Here is a 21,660-nt window from a genome sequence, read left to right on the forward strand (position 1 = left end):
AACATCAGTTTGCGTTCTTTATATAAACTTCATTCATGAAATGAAGGTACATTTTATCAATCTATATAAAATGGAATTTCTCGAATATCTCCATGAATAGTATTCTTAAATATCACAGAAAATAGGAAAATCACTTATTATTTTTGTGAAAGTTTTTCTCTAATAACTGTTGCTCTATAATTATCGCATTCTTGAGGACTTATCTCATCTTTTCCCATATATTTAAGTAAAAAATTAGGTCTTGTAATAGCCAACAACTCATTAAAACTATCGTTCGACCATGCTGGTAAGATATTTAAATCTACACCTAATTGAACATCGCTTAATTTTTCTAGGGACTCCTGACCACTTATAGACCTTGCATATCGCAATATACCATAGGACCGCCACAAATGATCTTCAAGACCATCTTTATCATTGTGCACCAATGTTTGGCGACATTTTCGCTCTTCTGCTATGATACCTTCTACAATTTTCGTCAATTGCTCAATGGTATCGGCTTCGCTAATGCCCATCGTACGTTGATTAGACACCTGATACATATGACCTAATACTTCAGAGCCTTCGCCATATAAACCGCGCACAGAATAGCCAAGCTGAACAATACTGCGAACAAGACGATTAATGCGTCCAGTCATTGCTAATGCAGGAAGATGAAGCATAACAGAGGCGCGTAAACCGGTACCCACATTCGTTGGGCATGCAGTTAAATAGCCAAAAGATTCATTAAATGCAAATGGTTGCTTCTCATCAATAGCATCATCAATGCGTTCTGCATGGTGAAAAGCATCTATTAAATTCAGGCCCGCCTCCATAGTTTGTATGCGCAAATGGTCCTCTTCATTAACCATAATTGCTACCGATGCGTCATCGGATACAAGTAAGCTACGATATGGCATTTTTTCAGCCATAACAGGACTAATCAAATGTTTTTCCACAAGAATAGCACGCTCTGTATCGGATAATTTATCAAGACTAATACAGTAATAATCTTGATTGTCGGAATTTTTTAACGTAGTAACCAAACCACGTGCAATGGAATCAACATGATGTAGAGCGGCTCCATCATTTTTATTGGTAAATAATGTGTCTCTAAAATTCCGAGCTAATCGTATACGACTAGAAATAACGATATGATCTGAATCGGATGGCGTATGTTGAAGCCATTTACTAAGGGCTGCATCTAATATATTATCAAACATACTATCCTCCTCAATTTTCTTTACTATCGACCTTCGATTCTAAAGCTTTGATTTTATCTCTAATTTGAGCTGCTTCTTCAAAGTTTTCATCACCGATGGCCGTTTCTAATTGACGTCGTAATTGCTTAATTTCATATTGTGCTTTAAACACATTATGCCCTTGGTTTGGTACGCGTCCTTCATATTCAACTGACCCTTGAATGCGTTGAACCAATGATGCAATCTGATTTTTAAAAGTTTCGTAACAACTAGGACATCCAAATTTCCCAAATCGATTAAAATCTTCAAATGTATTTCCACAATTTGGACAGCGTTTCATCTGCTGTGATTGCAACATATGGTCTGGGTACACCATATTTTTGAAAAAATCATTGGAGAAAAAGTCATTGTCCCAAATATCATTTACGAAAGAACTAAATGGAGATAACTTACCATCTTTTTGTAATTTATTAGCACAGGACGAACATAAATGTTGTTCTGTTTTTTGATTATTAACGATATTTGTCATATGCACTGTTGCTTCATTTGTATGGCAATGATCGCATTTCATATGACATCACTCCTTCCGCAATGTCTCTATCATGGATGCATAAAGATTGCGAATAGCATCATTTCTAGATTCATAATCTACATGTTCAATGATGCTGGCAAATGAATTATGCATCATTTGAGCCTCGCGCTTTGTAATTTTATTATCTTGTAACAATTGAAATAAAGATTGATCAACATCGCGTAAATCGATTAACCGTTCCACGCGATTTGGACCTTCATAGATATGATAGGTTGTCACTGCTGGTACCATATTAGAAGATTCTGGTTGCAACTTACGAATTCTAATATATCCACCTAATCCACGTCTAGATTCAACATCAAATCCTCGTTCATTAGAGAAACGCGTACTCAATACATAGCTAATCTGAGATGGTGCACAATCTAATTCATCGGCCAACTCATTTCTCTTTAAAATCAATCTTTCTTGTTCTTCTGTTAATTTATTAAGTATAAATTTTTCTATTTTATCAGCTATAACGCTCATAATAACACCTCTTTATAAATTTATCTCTTAATTTGTCTTTTTGTTCTTTTAATATAGTTTTATTATATTTGACTATTTGACTATTGTCAAATATAAAGTCAAATTTTTATAAATTATTATTTGACTATTACCAAAATACGTAAATTTATTATATGAATTACGCCGCCAAATCAATGTATGTACGTAAATGTTTCTACGAATAGACTAATATAAGAATTCAATGTATAATATTAAAGATATAATAACGTATGTACGAAAGAAGGTGCTACAATGGCAGATGCATTAGGTCATCAATTATTACTAGATTTATACTCTTGCAATGAAGAATCCCTCTCTTCCGCTGCAGCCGTACAAGAAAGTGTAGCTGCTGCATTTGAGTTAGCAGATATTGAATTAGACGAAATTAACTATCAAGTTATGGATGATGAAATTGTCGTTCTTGCTATTGCAAAACAATTTCACTTCACATTACATGCGTATCCGGAATTGGGTTATGTAGCAGTTGATTTATTCGCCTTCAATCGTACTCTACCACTTACACAATTTATGAAATCCTTACGTCAATCATTTGGATCTGAAAAGGTAAAAGCAACCACTGTCCAACGTGGCGATTTTGGTAACGAACGCGATATGAAACCGCGTCGCAAAACCAAAATTACAACACTTGGTCGTGTATTCCGTACACGTATCCAATTAAAACAAACTGGAGGCAAACTCAAAAAACAAAGCGCTAAGGTTATCAAATCATTAGCTAAAAAAAGTGGCCTAAAAAAATAACATAAGAAAAATCTAAAAGACCTTGCTCAATACGAACAAGGTCTTTTTACTGCGTCAAAAAGGCTAGAGACGAATCTCTAGCCTTTTAATATGAACGTTAATAGTCTTATCTACGAACAAGCATTTCCTCTAAGTCCAAGGTCATAACAATATCATCTACATCATCGCAAAGATATTCTGCATTTGCATCGTTTAACTCTGTTTCTGTACCATATCCATAGGTAACACCTATAGATATACAACCTAATTCATTGCCTGACTCAACATCGTATTTTCTATCCCCTACCATGTATACGAGACGACGTCCCGTATCATCAGTTAATGGATTACCACACAATTCGATAGCCTTTTGTAGAATCTCTTTCTTATGAACCAAGCCTTCTTTGTAATTGGCTCCTACAATGACATCAAAGTATTGTGTAATAGAAAAATGATCTAAAATCTCGCGTGCATAAACTTCTGGCTTAGCCGTAGCCAAGGCCACAGTATAATGTTCATTTTTAACCTTGTCCAATAGGTCGATGATGTTAGGATACAATTGATTTTCGAATTTACCAATAGTACCATAGCGTTCACCAAACTTTTTATATACTTTTTCTGCTTCTTCTAATGCCATGCCACAGTGTTCTTGAAATGAATCTACAAGTGGAGGGCCTAAGAATAATAACAATGTTTCATGAGGTGGAATTTCATATCCAAAGGATTCGAGTGCATATGTGACACTCTTCAAAATTCCTTCTTCTGAATCTGTTAAGGTTCCATCCAAGTCAAAAATAATGGTCTTATTCATAATTATTTCTTTAAAGCCTCTTTTAATGTATGCCATGCTAATACAGCACATTTTACACGAGCAGGCATATTAGAAATATTTTGTAAGGCCATAGCATCTTCCAAATCTTCAAGCTTAGATTCGTCAGTAACTTCTTTTTTTATCATACCCAAGAATAATTCTACCAAACGCAATGCTTCTTCTACAGATTTATCCTTGATAATATCAATCATCATGGATGCTGAAGCTTGGCTGATAGCACAACCAGAGCCTGTGTAAGCTGCATCTTTAATAATGCCATCTTGTACATCAATTTGTAGCGTCAAATCATCACCACAACTTGGATTGTGGCCATGTTCGGAAGCAGTAAATTCACTTAACTCACGTTTATTACGCTTATCTTGATTATGTTCCAAAATAAGTTCCGTATACAATTGATCCATTTCCATGTGAATGTCTCCTAATCTTTAAAGCCCATTACCGAACGGACAGTTTTTAATACTTCTAAGAATGCATCTAAATCTTCTTTACGCGTGTATAAATACATGCTGAGGCGTGTAGATGCAGCTACGTGAAAGAATGCGCCCAAAGGTTGTGCACAATGATGTCCAGAGCGTACACAGATACCTTTAGAATCAAGAATAGTCGCTACATCATGAGGATGTACATCATCTATTGTAAAAGCGATAACGCCATGTTTTTCACGAGGGTTTTGAGATCCCAATACGTGAACATGAGGGATTTCAAGCATCTTAGGCAATACATAGGATACCAATTCTTCTTCATGTGCCTCAATAGCATCCATGCCGAAAGATTCGAGATAATCAATAGCGGCATGTAATGTTACAGCACCATGAGCATTTGGTGTACCAGCTTCGAATTTATATGGTAATTCATTGAATGTAGTAGATTGTTCTTTTACATATTCAATCATATCGCCACCAAGTAAGAATGGTGGCATTTTTTCAAGTAATTCTCGTTTCCCATATAGCACACCAATACCTTGAGAAGCGCACATTTTATGACCAGAGAATACGAAGAAATCACAGTCCAAGGCTTGTACATCTACCTTCATATGAGGTGTAGACTGGGCTCCATCAAGAACCACAACAGCCCCTACAGAATGGGCTTTTTCAGTCAATTCTTTCACAGGAAATTCCATGCCAAGAACATTGCTCACATGGGCAAATGCCACAATTTTAGTACTTTCATCAATCTTATTGATTTCACCATCTTTCAAATGGCCCGATTCATCTAAGTACATATATTCTAATGTAGCACCTGTTTTTTCAGCAACATATTGCCATGTAACAAGATTGGCATGATGTTCTGCAACAGTAATGACAATCTTATCGCCTTTTGTAACAAAATTAGCGCCATAGCTATGAGCGATTAGATTCATCGATTCCGTACTATTACGGGTAAAGACAACCTCTTCTCGCTCACGGGCATTGATAAACTCAACAACGCGGTCACGTGCATTTTCATACGCTTCCGACGCTTCAATAGCGAGGATATGAGAACCACGATGTGGATTACCATTGTGATGAAGCATATGGTCTGTAAGGCGATCCATTACCATTTGAGGAATTTGCGCCGTTGCACCACTATCTAAGTAGATAAGGCGATGACCATTATGTTCTTTATGTAAAATAGGAAAATCCTTATATGCTTCTGTAATAGGTCTCATAGTCAATCCTCTTAAATCTTATTACGTACTGCAGTCAAAGCAGCTTCTTCAATCACGTCATCACCAATGCGATCGATGATTGGTCGAATCATTGATTCTACAATAATATGTTTAGCTTCTACTTCACTAAAACCACGGCTCATGAGGTAGAACAATTTATTTTGATCAATTTGTCCTGCGCTAGCTGCATGATTACCTACTACATTATCTTCTTTACACAATAACAATGGTAGAGAAATAGATTTAACAGTAGGATCTAACAATAAACATGTATCTTCTTCAGCACCTTCAGAGGCAACGGCGCCGCGAAGGAAATCCAATGTACCACGGAAGGATTTTTTAGATGTATCGCTTAAGGCACCTAATGTATGAATATCACTAAAAGATTTTTTACCACCATGTGTCATGAGCATAGCAATATCAAATTTTTGTTCCTTATTGCCTAAATAAGCAATGTCATGAACGATTTTACTAGATTCACCTTGCAAATCATGTTCATAGTTTAGGAAGTTTTCTTTGCCACCAATTTCTACATTGATGTATTCCACATCGGCATTATCCTCTAGTTTTGTATAGCGATGTTCGATATGCTGTACAGTTTCATCTAAAAGATTTACTTTTTTAACGACAATCTTGGCATTAGATTTTACATCGTATTCATTAAGATATTGGATATTAGTCGCCTCTTTTGTACCACCATCTAAGAAGAATTGTACTTCTACGTCAGCGCCTTCTTCAACGATAAATTGGAAACGACTGGCAATACGTGCACTCGCATCAATGCGAATACCTACCACTTCTTTTGCCTTAGCAGGCACATGGATACGATAGCCTTCAGCTTCGTTTACAAGCTTAGCTACAGCCTCACCATTAGCACCTTTATAGTTTGTATTCATCAAAGCTGTACCAGCTGGCAATGGGCTTATAATGGCATCATTACCTTTTACCAATACAGCTGTAGTTTTGTCTGATTCTCCCCAAAGACTTGCTGGAGTATGGTTAACACGCAACCATCTAAAGGTAGGTCTAGGAAGTTCATTAAATAGTAATTCGCTCATAGTACCTCCTTAACCGATAGAACCTTCTAATTCAAGATTGATTAGATTATTCATTTCAACAGCATATTCCAATGGCAATTCTTTAGAAATTGGTTCTACGAAACCACGAACAAGCATTGCACGAGCTTCTTCTTCACTAATACCACGCGTCATAAGGTAGAAAATAGCTTCATCAGAAATACGGCCAATCTTAGCTTCATGACCTAAATCGACATTATCATTTTCTACAATAATAGCTGGAATTGTATCGGATTGAGAAATTTCATCCAACATCAAGGATTCACAGGATACAGTTGCTTTTGCATGTTCTGCATTAGGACCAATTTTCAACAGGCCACGATAAATAGCAGCGCCACCGGATTTGGAGATAGATTTAGAGTTTACATTACTTGTCGTATATGGTGCATTGTGAACCACCTTACAACCAGTATCAAGGAATTGACCTTCACCAGCAAATGTTACGCCTGTAAACTCAGCATGAGCACCTTCGCCATTAAGAATACTCATTGGGTACAAACAGGATACGTGAGAACCAAAGGAACCAGATACCCATTCAATAGTACCGCCTTTACCTACAACACAACGTTTTGTATTGAGGTTGTACATATTCTTAGACCAGTTTTCAATTGTGGAATAACGCAACGTAGCGTTATCCTTAACGAACAATTCTACTGCGCCTGCATGAAGATTGGATACATCGTATTTAGGAGCAGAACAACCTTCGATAAAGTGTACCTTAGCACCTTCTTCTACGATGATCATCGTGTGTTCGAACTGACCAGCACCTGGTGCATTCAAACGGAAATAGGATTGCAATGGAATATCCACTTGCACGCCTGCAGGAACATATACAAAGGAACCGCCAGACCAAACGGCACCATGAAGAGCTGCCCATTTATGATCTGTAGGAGGAATCAATGTCATCCAGTATTTTTTTACGATTTCTTCATGTTCATGAAGTGCTGTTTCAATATCAGTATAAATTACGCCTTGTTTTACAAGATCTTCTTGAATGCTGTGATATACGACTTCGGAGTCATATTGGGCACCTACACCTGCAAGAGATGTTTTTTCTGCTTCTGGAATACCGAGGCGATCAAATGTGCTCTTAATATCGTCAGGTACTTCATTCCAATCGCCCTTCATATCTACTTTAGGCTTTACATATGTGTAAATATGTTCCATATCTAAGCCAGAAATATCAGGAATCCAATTAGGAATTTCCATACGATTGTAAATCTCTAAGGATTTCAAACGGAAGTCAAGCATCCATTCCGGTTCATTTTTATTAGACCAAATTTCACGGATAATATCTTCTGTTAACCCAGCATCAGCAATATAGGAATACTCAAAATTATTCTTTATATCATAGACACCACGGTCCATATCCGCAACTTGGGTTTTCTTTCTTTCTTCCATGTTGCCTCCTATGCTAATGCTTTGTATGCGTCGTAACCTTTTTCTTCAATTTCACGAACCAATGAAGCATCACCAGTCTTAACGATTTTACCGTTGATCAAAACATGTACAAAATCAGGTTTTAATTTTTGTAAAATTTGATTGTGGTGAGTAATGATTAATACTGCATTATCTTCATTATGGAAACGATTAACACCTTCGGATACAATGCGAACAGCATCAACGTCAAGACCAGAGTCAGTTTCGTCAAGGATAGCCAATTTTGGATTTAAAATAGACATTTGAAGAATTTCATTTTTCTTGCGTTCCCCGCCGGAGAAACCTTCGTTTACATAACGTTGTGCATAGGATGTGTCAAAGGACAATTCATCCATTTTTTCTTTCAATTCTTTTTTGAAAGCCAACGCACGTACATTTTCACCTGTAATTGTAGATTTTGCAGTACGGATAAAGTTTTCTACAGTAATACCAGGAACGGAAATTGGGCTTTGGAATGACATAAAGATACCTGCTTTTGCACGATCATTTACAGCATCTTCTGTAATATCCTTGCCATCAAATACGATAGAACCTTTATCGACTGTGTACAATGGGTTACCCATAATAGCATTTGCCAATGTGGATTTACCAGCACCATTCGTACCCATTACGACGTGAATCTCACCTTTATTTATTGTTAAATTAATGCCTTTAAGAATTTTCTTCTCTTCTACAGACACTTCCAAATCTTTAATCTGAAGTAATTCAGCCAAAATATTTCACTCCTTCGTATCAGATAATCTGATTATATGATTAAAACTTTATAGTCACATAGAAAAACGGCGGTACGCACAAGGGTGATACCGCCGTATTCTCTCGCCACTTTAGCAAGTATGTGCATAACAATCTATACTCATTATACATTCTTATCTAAATGATAGCAAGATATTCCTACTAAAATATACAGGAATTAGAAAAAATCCCTATATATCCGTATATCTTATAGTTTATTAATAGTAGTTCTCAACTCTATTTAATTCTCAATATTATAAATCGGAGAAGTCTAATGTACCAAATAAATCATCGTATGTTTCAGCGCGACGAATTTGTGTAACAGAACCATCTTTGTGCAGTAACAATTCAGCAGAACGTAATTTGCCATTATAGTTAAAGCCCATCGAATGACCATGTGCACCTGCATCATGAATGATGATACGGTCACCAATATCAATTTTTGGCAATTCTCGTTGAATAGCAAATTTATCATTATTTTCACACAAGGAACCAGTTACATCATACACATGATCTTTAGGAGCATTTTCTTTACCCATTACTGTAATATGATGATAAGAACCATACAATGCTGGACGCATTAAATTAGCCATACAAGAATCTAAACCGATGTAATGACGATAGATGTCCTTTTTGTGAATAGCTGTGGAAACAAGATATCCAAATGGACCAGTTACCATACGACCACATTCGTAGGCCAAAGCAATATCCTTAAGACCATTGCCTTTAATGATTCGATCATAAGCTTCATGAACACGTTCGCCCAATTTTTCAAAGTCAACAGGCGTTTGTTCTGGTTTATATGCTACGCCTACACCACCACCAAGATCGATAAATTCAACATCGATGCCTAATTTTTCTTTAATTTCTACAGCTAGGTTAAAGCAGATTTCAGCTGTACCTACCAATCCATCAATATCAAGTTCATTGGATACAACCATAGTATGTAAACCAAAATGTTTTACACCCTTTGCTTGTAATTGCTTATATGCCTCAAATACTTGCTCACGAGTCATACCGTATTTTGCTTCCTCTGGAAGGCCGATAATCGTATTGCCCCCTTCTTTCAAAGGACCTGGATTATAACGTACGCAGAATGTATCTGGTAGAGATCCGTGATGTTTTTCTAAGTATTCAATATGAGTAATATCATCTAAATTGATGATAGCCCCCATATCCAAAGCCTTTTTATACTCTACATAAGGTGTGTCATTGGATGTGAACATAATGTCATGGCCTGTAATGCCCACCTTTTCGCATAGAAGTAATTCAGCTAAGGAAGAACAATCAGCGCCTACCCCTAATTTTTGCAACACACGCATAATATATGGATTTGGAGTAGCTTTCACAGCAAAATATTGTTTAAATCCCTTATTCCAAGAGAATGCGGAGATAAATCTCTTCATATTATTAACGATACCTTCTTCGTCATAAATATGAAACGGAGTCGGATAGTTAGCAATAATTGCTTCTAATTGTTCAGATGTAAATGGAACTGTTTTTTGATTCATAATAACCTCTCTACATAGTAAAAGACTCATCTATGATGAGTCTTCTAATTAACTGATTATTTAAATAATGCCTTATCTAAACTATAGCGACCTGCACCAGCAATGAACAACATAATGGCACCAAAGGCCATTTGGGACGGATAATCCCAACTAAAGAAATTGCCGTTAAGATTCAATATGGTCGCTACCGCCAAGGTACCTACAACTAGAAGCGTGCCAATACGTGTAAACAGGCCTATAATAAGAAGAATACCACCGACCATTTCTGCATAAGATGCGATGGTACCTAATATAACCTCAAAGCCACTTGGCACACCTAAGGCGGACAGCATGGCCCCTACCTTATAAAGACCTTGTTCACCACTTACATATTTTAAGTATCCATGATAGAACATGGAAATACCTAATGCAAGGCGATAGAATAAAAGCCCAAAATTAATATAATCAGGTTTACTTTTAAATAAAAAGTTCAACATAGTAACACCTCTTTATTATATAGATATTTTTAGATATAAAAATTATATGCTATATAATAGTGTCTGTCAAACAAAGACTCTTATATGAAATTCTATAGAATTATATCATAAATTACTTATGAAATCAATTTATCAAGACTCATTCTAAGAATAAAAAATCCTAATGAATGTAGCAATCTACATTCATTAGGATTTTAATATATTATCTATGTATCGCTAAAAGCAGTTGATTACATCATACCGCCCATGCCACCCATTGGAGGCATTGCAGGAGCAGCAGCATTTTCTTCTACTTTATCAGCTACGATTGTTTCAGTAGTCAATACAAGAGAAGCGATGGATGCAGCATTTTGAAGAGCAGAACGTGTTACTTTTGCAGGATCCACGATACCAGCTTTTACCATGTCGATATATTCTTCAGTCAATGCGTTGAAACCAACACCAGCTTCTGTATTTTTAACTTTTTCTACTACAACGGAGCCTTCAAGGCCAGCATTGTAAGCAATTTGACGAAGAGGTTCTTCTACTGCACGTTTAACAAGGTTAATACCAGTTTGAACATCACCAGTAGCTTCCAAGGTGTTCAATGCAGGGATGATATCGATGAATGTAGTACCACCACCAGCTACGATACCTTCTTCAACAGCAGCACGAGTTGCGTTCAATGCGTCTTCGATACGAAGTTTTTTATCTTTCATTTCAACTTCTGTAGCAGCACCTACTTCGATAACTGCAACACCACCGGACAATTTTGCAAGACGTTCTTGTAATTTTTCACGGTCGAATTCAGAAGTTGTTTCTTCTACTTGTGCACGAATTTGGCTAACGCGTTTAGCAATTACGTCTTTATCGCCTACACCATCGATGATTGTAGTTTCATCTTTAGTGATGCGAACTTGACGAGCTGTACCAAGATCAGTAAGTTCTACAGAATCAAGTTTGCGGCCCATATCTTCAGTAATTACAGTACCACCAGTCAAAATAGCGATATCTTCAAGCATAGCTTTACGACGGTCACCGAAGCCAGGAGCTTTTACAGCTACTGCTTTGAAAGTACCACGCAAGCGGTTTACTACCAATGTAGCCAATGCTTCGCCTTCTACATCTTCAGCGATGATAAGAAGTTCTTTACCTACTTTTACCACTTTTTCAAGTGTTGGCAACATATCTGCGATAGCACTGATTTTGCGGTCAGTAATCAAGATGTATGGATTATCCATAACAGCTTCCATACGATCAGGGTCAGTTACCATGTAAGGGGAAATGTAACCACGGTCAAATTGCATACCTTCTACTACGTTTAATGCAGTTTGCAAGCCTTTAGATTCTTCTACAGTGATAACGCCATCGTTACCTACTTTTTCCATAGCTTCAGCAATTAAGCCACCAATTTCTTCGTCAGCAGCAGATACGCTAGCTACTTGAGCAATTTCAGATTTACCAGAAACTTTAATGGAGCGTTTTTTAATTTCTTCAACCAAAGTTTTTACTGCTGTTTCAATGCCTTTTTTCAAGATCATTGGGTTAGCACCAGCTGCGACGTTGCGCATACCTTCTTGAATCATAGCTTGTGCCAATACTGTTGCAGTAGTAGTACCATCACCTGCTACGTCGTTAGTTTTAGTAGCAACTTCTTTTACCAATTGAGCACCCATGTTTTCAAATGGATCTGGAAGTTCGATATCACGAGCAATAGTTACACCATCATTTGTGATTGTTGGGGAACCGAATTTTTTATCCAATACAACATTACGGCCTTTTGGTCCTAATGTAACTTTTACAGCATTTGCCAATTGATCAACGCCACGACCTAATGCGCGACGAGCTTCTTCATTAAACAAGATTTCTTTTGCCATATGTATTACCTCCTAGATAGTAACACTATCCAATGTAAAGAAATATATGCCCTAAGGCAATATAGAATGTATCATTAACATGTATAGCCTTGAAAGCTATTATAATACTGCTAAGATATCGCGTTCGCTAATAATCAAGTGAGTAGCGCCATCGATTTCTAATTCGCTACCAGCGTATTTTGCAAACATAACAGTATCGCCAACTTTAACTTCTGGAGCTACACGTTGACCATTGTCATATACTTTACCAGCACCTACTGCTACAACTACACCTTCTTGAGGTTTTTCTTTTGCTGTATCAGGAAGGAAGATACCACTTTTAGTTTTTTCTTCTTTTGCTTCTAAACGGATAAGAACGCGGTCAGCTAATGGTTTTAACATATGATGTCACTCCTTATTTACTATGTATTATTCATAATTCATTAGCACTCTAACTTATCGAGTGCTAATCACATGTATTATTATAACCTATGTCAAAATAATTGCAAGTACTAATTTTGATTTTTTGACTTTTTAGTTTTTACAAGTACTAATTCATATAAAATAACCTTCTATATAAGCTTTTATATCTTATATAGAAGGTTATATGTATCGCCCTATAGTTTTTATTAATTAGACGATGCTTGTTGAATGATTAGCTTACATATATTGACAATAGACTCTCGTTTCTTCATACTTAATTGCCGAATTCGATTATATGCTTCGTCCTCCGGAATTTTATATAAATCCATAAGAATGCCTGTCGCTTTTTGTATTATTTTTCGTTCTTCTAGAGTTTTCTCTAAATCAGCCATTTGTTGACGTGATTCTAAATCATCTAAAAATCGACCACATGCCATTTCTAATGTTGGAATCAGCTGCTCTTCTCTGACAGGTTTTATTAAATATCCATATACACCAGATTCACGAGCTTTTGTCACTAAATCCTGTTGACTATAACTAGTTAGAAGTACAACAGGTGCCAAGTGGTTAAATCCAATTTGACGAGCTGCTTCTATACCATCTAGCTCAGGCATTTTCACATCCATTAACACCGCATCAGGTTTTAGTTCTTTACACATCGTAATAGCTTCAACACCATTCGATGCTTCCCCAACCACTTCATGTTGTTCAGATTCTATAATATCTCGCAAATCCATGCGGATTAAAGATTCATCATCAACGATTAAAATACGCATTTATTGCTCCTTATGAATATGAATTGTAACAATAACCCCAACATCACCATTTTCAATCGTCATATGACCTTGTAGCTCGTGAGTCACCAAATTATTAATAATTTGCATGCCTAATCGCTTACTTTTAGCCATATCAAAATCACGAGGCAAACCTTTACCTGAATCTGTAAATACTAGTGCAATAGTATCATTCATACTGGATACAGATAATGAAATTACACCATCAGTCCCATCCAACCCATGCACAATACTATTAGAAATCAGTTCATTGAATACAAGAGAAATATAACTGGCTTGATGAGATGAAATAATACAATCGTCTCCATGATAGCGAAATTCTACATGTTGATTACGATTTACCATGCTCTGGCGTAATAATCGGCACAATTCATCATATATAGATCGTATAGAAATATAGTCTTCATCATAGTGAGATACTAAATCATGGACAAGGGCCATACTTTCAATACGGGAAATACCCTCTTGTAATGCCGATTTTACCTCTGGTAAATCAGAGCGCCGCGCTTCCATCCGTAGTAAGCCTGCTACTGTTTGTAAGTTATTTTTAACACGGTGATGTATCTCTTTAATAATGGAATTTTTAACTAGTAGTTCTTGTTGCTGTTTACTTTCACGGGTACAATCGTGAAGTATTAAAAAGCAACGACATTCATTGCGTCCCATCGGAATAGGAATCAAATGCTGTCTTAGTACCATATTATGATAGATTTCTTCGGATACAAAATCATTTCGTTCATCTATGACACGATGAATAGCAGATATTTTTAAAGAACTACCAAAAATAGATGTGCCCACCAACCGCCGATCAACACCGACAATATCCGCCAAGTGTAACGCCGTATCATTGCCGTACAAGATAGTCCCATTTTGGTCAAAAATGATGAGCCCATCTAAATACGATATAGGCTCATATTCTTTAATTTGTTCATCTGTGGCCGTCAACATCAATCGGTGCATCGTATCGGCTACGATAAATCCTCGTTTCCCTTCCACACCATTGGCAGGTGCTATATACGAGAAGGAAATGCCTCCTATAGTCTTACCGCCATTATCGACAATAGGAAATAGATATTCAAATCCATTTTGTGTGGATTGTTGAAAGCTTTCACCGGTGGTGATTAGTTTTTTCCACATATCAGAACTAGGTATGCGAGATGTAACTAATGAGTCATTAGACTCATATATACACATCATGTCATCATTCGCAATCTCTGTAAACAAAACAATCTTATGTTTACTCACCGATTGGCCAAAGCGAATCATATGACTAATATGAACTAGTAGGGCTGCTTGCAAACTAGATAGATTTGTTTCCTTAACAAGTTCATCATATATATGTACAGTCATACTAGTTACCTTCTACCCATGCAACGGTACCAATTGGCACACTAGGCTTAGCATTTAAATGTAAATCGCAGAATTTTCCGGCTTGTGCCATATAGTAAGCACGGCATCCAATCATAGCCGCATTATCAGTAGCTAAAATTTTACCTGGTTTATAGTACGTAAATCCTTCTTCATTACACATATTCTCTAATGCTACTTGTAAGCCTTGGTTAGCAGATACACCACCAGCAATGGTTATTTTAGTTTCCCCTAGTGTATGAGCTGCATCCTTAGTTTTTTCTACGAGAACATCTACGATGGCCTTTTGAAAGGACGCTGCCACATCAGCCTTATGTATGTCTTCACCCTTTTGTGATTTACTATTTAAATAATTTAGAACAGCTGATTTTAAGCCACTAAAGCTAAATTCAAAATTTCCCGACTCACTAAGGGCCTTCGGAAACTCAATAGCATCTGGATTGCCCTCTTTTGCTAATGCATCAATATGAGGTCCTCCAGGATATGGAAACCCCATAACGCGGGCAATTTTATCAAAAGCTTCACCGGCCGCATCATCCCGTGTTTGTCCTAAAATCTCGAATTCTTCATAGCCTTTCACATGAACTAACATAGTATGACCACCGGATACAACAAGGCTTAAAAATGGTGGCTCTAATGTAGGATTAGCTAAGAAATTAGCAAAAATATGACCTTCCATATGATGAACAGGTACTAATGGAATACCCGTAGCAAAGGATAAACCTTTTGCAGCTGCTACACCAACTAATAGGGCCCCTACTAATCCAGGACCATAGGTAACCCCTATATGATCGATATCATCCAATGTGACATGAGCATCCGCTAAAGCCTTATCAATAACAGGGATAACTTGTTCTATATGATGGCGGGATGCAATTTCTGGCACTACACCACCAAATTTTCGGTGAATTGGCACCTGACTCGATATGACATTAGAAAGTACTGTACGGCCATCCTTAAGTACAGCTGCCGATGTTTCATCACAGCTACTTTCTAATGCTAATGTATATACACTCATTTTCCTTCCTCTTTAATAAGAGACATGATATACGCATCTTCTTTAGGCTCTGAGTAATAATTTTTTCGCATACCTTTTACAGTAAACCCCAATTGTCGGTATAAAGATAAAGCAGACAAATTAGATATACGAACTTCTAAAAAGATTTCATGCATGCCTCGTTTAAAACATTCCTCTATCAATGCACTCGTAAGTTTAGCACCAAAGCCTTGGCGTCTTGCAGATGGACGTATCGCAATATTCGTAATTTGCCCTTCATCATATACGAGCCATGCCCCTGCATAACCTACAACACCATTGGTATCTTCTATGACATAATAGAGTTTCTTATCTTCATTCAGTAATTCTGTTTCTATGGAATCTAAACTCCAAGGAACAGAAAAGCATTCCATTTCAATAGCAAAAATTTCCTTTGCATCCTCAATCGTTGCTCTACGGACTGTCATGTCTATTTTTCACCTGCCGCTTCGATTACAGTGACTGTAGGATTCTCCTTTAACATAGCAGGGTTATCTTTATGCTTTTCTTCCCACAATACTTCTGCTTCAGACCGTCTAATATAGTACGGTACCATATCCATAGGATCAGCACTTTCACCTCGTTCAATCATAGAGCGGGCGCTTAATAATAAAGAGCTAGCCTTAGGTATGCGATAGATAGGATCACCAATGATTAATAACTCATCATCTTCTACTAGTGGAGCAATCCGCTTAATACCATCGCCCACAAATACGACGCGTTTATGTTGGTTTCGTAATCGTTCTACTAATGAAGCAGCTTCTACTACGAATGGCTCTTCTTTAAACTGTAAACGCTCTCCATCATATGTATACAGAGCCGCATAGACATGTTTCTTTTGTGCATCAATAACCGTGCAAATCGTATCAGTAGTGTATGGAATATTACGTGCTAATCCATCCATAGTCATAACCCCATATAAAGGTATATGTAATGCATAAGCCATCGCCTTTGCCGTCCCCATTCCTATGCGCAAACCCGTAAAGGAACCGGGACCACTAGCAACAACGATTCCTTTTAAATCAGATTTTTCTACCCTCGTCATCTCTAGCAATGATTGAATATGTGGTACCAACTGCTCAGAATGAGTCAATCCTGCTTGTATAGTAATTTCACCAAGTAACTGACTTTCATTCATCACAGCAACACTAGAAACGACAGAACTCGTTTCAATTCCCAACCACATACATACCTCCTAAAGTATTCAATGTTTCAGCGTCAAGTACATCGCTCTCTAATGTAATCCGTCTAGAGTGAGTATCAATCGAATCAATATGTATCCATAACGTTTCATCGGGCAATTCATCTTCAAACTTATCCGCCCACTCTACAATGGCAACTTGATCCTCTGTAAATTCATAAAATCCAATATTTTCTAATTCACTTACATCATCCATACGATATAAATCAAAATGGTATATTTCACCGGCCAATGTCATATATGTATTCATAAGAGAAAATGTAGGACTTGTAATATCCTCTGACACGCCAAGACCCTTTGCTATGCCCTGAGACATATGAGTCTTACCAGTCCCTAAATCACCGATTAATGCCATGCATAGTGGACTAGCAGACTCTTTGACCCACTGCCCTAGGCGTTCACCAAAGCATTGTGTATCCTCTACAGAATATGTTTCTAATGTAACTTTATTTTTACTCATGAAAATGATTATATCCTTTCGCTTCTAATAAGCGTATCTCTTTATCCTTAGTCACCAATTGTACCATCGGTTTTCCCTCTATAACCTCACCAATAAGCGTGATAGAACCTAACTGTTCTAATGCCTGTGAAAGCTCCTTAGGCGCCGTAAATACGAGCTGAAAATCTTCACCGCCCAATAAGGCATAATCAACAGGATTAGTATGTAATACAGCAGCTAGCTTATATGTTTCTTCATGCAATGGGATAAGTGCTTCATCAATGACGATTGAAACATGTGATGCCTTTGCTATTTCATTCAACTCACTACTAAGGCCATCGCTAATATCATTCATACTGTGAATACCAAGTTCGCGTAACGATTGGCCTAATTCAATTTGAGGTTCTGGTCGTTGATGACCGATGCACGTCATAGGATAGCCATCAAAGTTATATGATAAGGATCCTAACCCTGTGGCAGCATAACCAATATAATTAGTAACGCCCACCACATCCCCAGGTCGGGCACCACTTCGTAGTATCGCTTTACCTTTAGGCACTTCGCCTATGATAGTAATGGTCCACACCATGGGGCCATCTATACTGACCGTGTCACCGCCAATAAGATTTACATGATATCGTTGGCACTGATCCTTAATCCCTCTATAAATTTCATCTAAAATTCGCGTGTCAATATGACCTGGTGCAGATACAGATAATACAACCTGACGTGGTATACCTCCCATAGCAGCAATATCACTCAAATTAGCCGTCATCAAACGATATCCTACATCATAGGGCGCCATATAATGAAAGCTAAAATGAACACCTTCCACCATGGTATCCGTACTTATAAGCTGATCATACCCTTCACTAGCTTTATAAATGGCACAATCATCGCCAATACCTTGCACCACTGTCTTATTGTCATATATTGTATCCGATTCAATACTATGTATGAAATTAAATTCACCAAGAGTTTTAAGTTCCACAATATCACCTTTTTTATCTTATACACTATATGTATTGTAACATATATAGGAATGCAAAAAAAATCGACCTCATCATACTGATGAGGTCGATTCGTACATTATTTTTTTATGAGTTGTTCCATCCGTTTAACAGGGCTCTTCGTATCGAATGCGCCTACAATAGGAACCTTTTTGCCATCACATACAAAGAGCACTCCATTGATATTATCAAAAGAGGTCAATGTATTAACAATAGCAGCCATTTGCAACTTAACAGTTAAGTCGCCACCTTTACCATCAACAAAAGCTTTATTCACCTCTACAGAAGCAACTCCATCTTTAACTGTTACAGAGTTGATTTTTATCGCTTTATCAAAGATAGGATACTTTTGTTGGCGATCAGCTTTTAACATGGCAAGCAATGCCGCCTTCGGCGTCACCTTATCTGCTGCGATATCCACGGATTGTTGTTTAACACCGGAACCATCTTCAGTAGGAACAAAGAATACCATTTTAACGGATTCACTAGAAGTCTTAGCAGTTTCAGCATCTTTATTGACCTTCACCTCTTGGCTTACGTTTGTAGAACCTGTGTTTTGCATTTGATTGGAATTACAGCCCGCTGTAAAAGCTAGGATGCCGATACAAGCAATCACTGTTATTTGATTTCGAATATTCATCCTTAGCCTCCAAAGTAACTAGCAATACCAGCAGCAATGCGATTAGCAAAGTCTTGTTTTGTTTGGTCGCTCTTCAATGCACGTTCTTCATTAGGGTTAGAAATAAAGCCTAATTCTACGAGAATAGCCGGCATATTTGTATGTCTTAATACATACAAATTACCTTCTTGGATACCTCTGTCACCATTGAAGCCTGGTACATTAGCAATTTGATTTTGTACTTTTTGTGCTAAGCGAGCGTCATTACCAGTTTTAGAATAGTAGTATGTAGCAATGCCACCTACACTTGGGTTGTTGAAAGAGTTAATATGAACACTTACAAAGGCATCTGAATTATGGGAGTTTGCTATATTAACGCGAGCACCCAACTCATCAACACCACTCGCATTAGGACCATATACATCGGCATCTGTAGTACGAGTCAGGAATACCTTAGCACCGCGAGCTTCTAAAGCTGATTTCAAATATTTAGCAATCGGTAATGTTGCACTTTTTTCTTGGAACCCTGTAGGGCCGATAGCACCTGGGTCGCTACCACCATGACCTGGATCAATAGTAATCACCTTACCGGATAATCCTCCTGATACAGAGTATATACCGGACCCTTTGCTACTTGCTGGCGCTGTAGCTGGGGATGGTTTCTTACCATAATTGATAGGTTTTGGAGCCACGCCTTTTTTCTGTACATCTACAACAATTCGATACGGCTTTTGATTGACTGTATCCTTCTTCAAAGAGAAAACCTTCACATCATTAGTATCCAATGCGGATGGAGTTTTAATCGTAACTGCCACATCTTTGCCTACTTGTGAAAGTTGAGCTACGCTAGCAATGGAAGAATCCATATAAATAGTATTCTTCGCCGTTTTTAGCTTCGTATTCTTCAAAGTAACCGTTGTCGTTTTTCCATCTTTACTGATGGATGCTGCCGCGTTTACAGGAGTAGATAAATCCATAACCATACGTACATATGGAACAGGTGCATCAGTTCTCGTTACCCAACGAGCATCCTGTAAATTAGCAGCCTTTGCTTGACTTAACAACAGTGGTACAGCCATGAGAAAAGCAAAGCAAATTAAAAATAGTTTACGCAATACATTCACTCCAATCTAACTGACATACTTTTTGTCCAAACCATAGAGATGAGCCGATGATACTAATGTTTCGTCTCATCGTTCCAATCTATCCATAAACTAATGTTAGATTATAGATAGATTATTTCATACAAACATGAAGATAGGTATACCGATTATACATATCTATCATCGTTCTGTAGAAATTTGCCATTCATTCCCATCCGTACTAATGTGAATACGTCCCATCGTATCTGTACGATAAATGGCGATATTGTGTTCATTCAAATGACGTAATGTCACATCATGAGGATGACCATATTTATTATATAACCCACAAGAGATTAATGCACTCTCTGGTTTGACGGATTTTAAGAAATCTTCAGAACTACTTGTTCGTGATCCGTGATGACCCACCTTCAAAATACGAGCAAAGAGCTTACTATTTTGCTCTTTTATAAGCCGTTGTTCTTCTTGTAATTCTGCATCACCTGTAAAGAGCATAGAAAATTTGCCAAATATAAATTTACCAACAATAGAATTATTATTTAAATCCGGTTGCCCTTTTTTATCTACTAATATATCATCCCAAGGCGCATATACTACAAATACTGCACCATGACCAAAATCAACAGTACCACCTTTTTTTAACGTAGTGCGTTGAATATTCTTTTTCTCAATCCATTTTTCATATGTTTTATACATATTATTGTCAACAGAAATACCATCATCATATACATGTTCTATAGGCATTGCTTTTGCAATAGCTAAAAAACCACCCATATGATCTGCATGAGGATGTGTGATGATGACATTTTTAAGCTTTGTAACACCAAGGTTATGTAGTTGGGCTACAATATTTTCACGATGTTCTATATCTCCCGTATCAATCATGCTATACTCATCACCAACTTTAAGAAGTATTGCATCCCCTTGGCCGATATCTAGCATATAGATATCAACATGCCCTTCTGCATTAGTCTGCTTTGTATCAATAGAATAATTGGATGATGCCGATACGGCTTGTGTAGCCGCTTTGGATACATCTGAATTCGAACAACCTGCTAGCACAAACAGTGGCACTAATAAAGCTATTAAACAGAGTAGTATTCGTTGTAATCGCGTCATATAC

At 37.3% G+C, this 21,660-nt stretch carries 24 protein-coding genes; 1 reads left to right on the top strand and 23 read right to left on the bottom strand.

Features of this window, described 5'->3' with window-relative positions:
* Nucleotides 1-137: 137 nt before the first annotated feature.
* The 3 genes from HMPREF1477_RS02120 to HMPREF1477_RS02130 are packed head-to-tail and all read right to left on the bottom strand — an operon-like array spanning nt 138 to nt 2,238.
* Nucleotides 138-1,202 (bottom strand): protein arginine kinase, encoded by a 1,065-nt coding sequence (locus tag HMPREF1477_RS02120; RefSeq protein WP_005379919.1) that lies wholly within the window; start codon nt 1,200-1,202, stop codon nt 138-140.
* A gap of 10 nt (nt 1,203-1,212) precedes the next feature.
* Complete coding sequence (locus tag HMPREF1477_RS02125) at nt 1,213-1,752, bottom strand: UvrB/UvrC motif-containing protein (protein ID WP_005379925.1); 540 nt, start codon at nt 1,750-1,752, stop codon at nt 1,213-1,215.
* Nucleotides 1,753-1,758: 6 nt separating this feature from the next.
* Nucleotides 1,759-2,238, bottom strand: a complete 480-nt coding sequence (locus tag HMPREF1477_RS02130) for a CtsR family transcriptional regulator (RefSeq protein ID WP_005378713.1) — start codon at nt 2,236-2,238, stop codon at nt 1,759-1,761.
* Between the two features lie 270 nt (nt 2,239-2,508).
* On the opposite strand from HMPREF1477_RS02130, the gene HMPREF1477_RS02135 reads away from it, so the two are divergent.
* Entirely contained in the window at nt 2,509-3,015 is a 507-nt protein-coding gene (locus HMPREF1477_RS02135; RefSeq protein ID WP_005378718.1) for an S-adenosylmethionine decarboxylase family protein, read from the top strand.
* A 106-nt stretch (nt 3,016-3,121) separates the two neighbouring features.
* Here HMPREF1477_RS02135 and HMPREF1477_RS02140 read toward each other — a convergent pair whose 3' ends face one another.
* The 20 genes from HMPREF1477_RS02140 to HMPREF1477_RS02235 form a co-directional block, all read right to left on the bottom strand.
* Entirely contained in the window at nt 3,122-3,805 is a 684-nt protein-coding gene (locus HMPREF1477_RS02140; RefSeq protein WP_005378705.1) for an HAD hydrolase-like protein, read from the bottom strand.
* A 2-nt stretch (nt 3,806-3,807) separates the two neighbouring features.
* Complete coding sequence (gene sufU / locus HMPREF1477_RS02145; RefSeq protein ID WP_005379947.1) at nt 3,808-4,233, bottom strand: Fe-S cluster assembly sulfur transfer protein SufU; 426 nt, start codon at nt 4,231-4,233, stop codon at nt 3,808-3,810.
* Nucleotides 4,234-4,244: 11 nt separating this feature from the next.
* Nucleotides 4,245-5,474 carry a SufS family cysteine desulfurase gene (locus HMPREF1477_RS02150; RefSeq protein WP_005379889.1) on the bottom strand — a complete coding sequence of 410 codons (1,230 nt, stop codon included), beginning with the start codon at nt 5,472-5,474 and terminating at the stop codon, nt 4,245-4,247.
* A gap of 11 nt (nt 5,475-5,485) precedes the next feature.
* Complete coding sequence (locus HMPREF1477_RS02155) at nt 5,486-6,532, bottom strand: SufD family Fe-S cluster assembly protein (RefSeq protein WP_005379869.1); 1,047 nt, start codon at nt 6,530-6,532, stop codon at nt 5,486-5,488.
* A 9-nt stretch (nt 6,533-6,541) separates the two neighbouring features.
* Entirely contained in the window at nt 6,542-7,951 is a 1,410-nt protein-coding gene (sufB, locus tag HMPREF1477_RS02160; RefSeq protein WP_005379968.1) for a Fe-S cluster assembly protein SufB, read from the bottom strand.
* A gap of 8 nt (nt 7,952-7,959) precedes the next feature.
* Nucleotides 7,960-8,703, bottom strand: a complete 744-nt coding sequence (gene sufC / locus HMPREF1477_RS02165; RefSeq protein WP_005378715.1) for a Fe-S cluster assembly ATPase SufC — start codon at nt 8,701-8,703, stop codon at nt 7,960-7,962.
* Nucleotides 8,704-8,976: 273 nt separating this feature from the next.
* Complete coding sequence (locus tag HMPREF1477_RS02170) at nt 8,977-10,233, bottom strand: diaminopimelate decarboxylase (RefSeq protein WP_005379922.1); 1,257 nt, start codon at nt 10,231-10,233, stop codon at nt 8,977-8,979.
* Nucleotides 10,234-10,289: 56 nt separating this feature from the next.
* Complete coding sequence (locus HMPREF1477_RS02175) at nt 10,290-10,709, bottom strand: DoxX family protein (protein ID WP_016475646.1); 420 nt, start codon at nt 10,707-10,709, stop codon at nt 10,290-10,292.
* A 230-nt stretch (nt 10,710-10,939) separates the two neighbouring features.
* Nucleotides 10,940-12,565: a chaperonin GroEL gene (groL, locus tag HMPREF1477_RS02180; protein ID WP_005378685.1), complete on the bottom strand. Its 1,626-nt coding sequence runs from the start codon at nt 12,563-12,565 to the stop codon at nt 10,940-10,942.
* 99 nt (nt 12,566-12,664) lie between these two features.
* Nucleotides 12,665-12,946 (bottom strand): co-chaperone GroES, encoded by a 282-nt coding sequence (gene groES / locus HMPREF1477_RS02185; protein WP_004696047.1) that lies wholly within the window; start codon nt 12,944-12,946, stop codon nt 12,665-12,667.
* A 227-nt stretch (nt 12,947-13,173) separates the two neighbouring features.
* Nucleotides 13,174-13,743, bottom strand: a complete 570-nt coding sequence (locus HMPREF1477_RS02190) for an ANTAR domain-containing response regulator (RefSeq protein WP_016475647.1) — start codon at nt 13,741-13,743, stop codon at nt 13,174-13,176.
* The gene (locus HMPREF1477_RS02195; RefSeq protein WP_016475648.1) at nt 13,744-15,111 is read right to left on the bottom strand and encodes a sensor histidine kinase; all 1,368 of its coding nucleotides are present in this window, start codon (nt 15,109-15,111) and stop codon (nt 13,744-13,746) included.
* Nucleotide 15,112: 1 nt separating this feature from the next.
* Nucleotides 15,113-16,147 carry a tRNA (adenosine(37)-N6)-threonylcarbamoyltransferase complex transferase subunit TsaD gene (gene tsaD / locus HMPREF1477_RS02200; protein WP_016475649.1) on the bottom strand — a complete coding sequence of 345 codons (1,035 nt, stop codon included), beginning with the start codon at nt 16,145-16,147 and terminating at the stop codon, nt 15,113-15,115.
* Entirely contained in the window at nt 16,144-16,593 is a 450-nt protein-coding gene (rimI, locus tag HMPREF1477_RS02205) for a ribosomal protein S18-alanine N-acetyltransferase (protein ID WP_016475650.1), read from the bottom strand. Before rimI ends, tsaD begins: the two co-directional genes overlap by 4 nt.
* A gap of 2 nt (nt 16,594-16,595) precedes the next feature.
* Nucleotides 16,596-17,351 carry a tRNA (adenosine(37)-N6)-threonylcarbamoyltransferase complex dimerization subunit type 1 TsaB gene (tsaB, locus tag HMPREF1477_RS02210; RefSeq protein WP_016475651.1) on the bottom strand — a complete coding sequence of 252 codons (756 nt, stop codon included), beginning with the start codon at nt 17,349-17,351 and terminating at the stop codon, nt 16,596-16,598.
* The gene (gene tsaE, locus HMPREF1477_RS02215; RefSeq protein ID WP_005378694.1) at nt 17,335-17,826 is read right to left on the bottom strand and encodes a tRNA (adenosine(37)-N6)-threonylcarbamoyltransferase complex ATPase subunit type 1 TsaE; all 492 of its coding nucleotides are present in this window, start codon (nt 17,824-17,826) and stop codon (nt 17,335-17,337) included. Before tsaE ends, tsaB begins: the two co-directional genes overlap by 17 nt.
* Complete coding sequence (thiL, locus tag HMPREF1477_RS02220) at nt 17,819-18,796, bottom strand: thiamine-phosphate kinase (protein ID WP_016475652.1); 978 nt, start codon at nt 18,794-18,796, stop codon at nt 17,819-17,821. Before thiL ends, tsaE begins: the two co-directional genes overlap by 8 nt.
* Nucleotides 18,797-18,894: 98 nt before the next feature.
* Nucleotides 18,895-19,455, bottom strand: a complete 561-nt coding sequence (locus HMPREF1477_RS02225; protein ID WP_009661236.1) for a GerMN domain-containing protein — start codon at nt 19,453-19,455, stop codon at nt 18,895-18,897.
* Between the two features lie 2 nt (nt 19,456-19,457).
* Nucleotides 19,458-20,549, bottom strand: coding sequence for an N-acetylmuramoyl-L-alanine amidase (locus HMPREF1477_RS02230; protein WP_005378716.1), 1,092 nt, complete (start codon nt 20,547-20,549; stop codon nt 19,458-19,460).
* A 168-nt stretch (nt 20,550-20,717) separates the two neighbouring features.
* Entirely contained in the window at nt 20,718-21,656 is a 939-nt protein-coding gene (locus tag HMPREF1477_RS02235; protein WP_009661053.1) for a ComEC/Rec2 family competence protein, read from the bottom strand.
* Nucleotides 21,657-21,660: the final 4 nt, after the last annotated feature.

Origin of the sequence: Veillonella sp. HPA0037 (genome assembly GCF_000411535.1) — a bacterium.
GTDB classification, from domain to species: Bacteria; Bacillota; Negativicutes; order Veillonellales; family Veillonellaceae; genus Veillonella; species Veillonella atypica.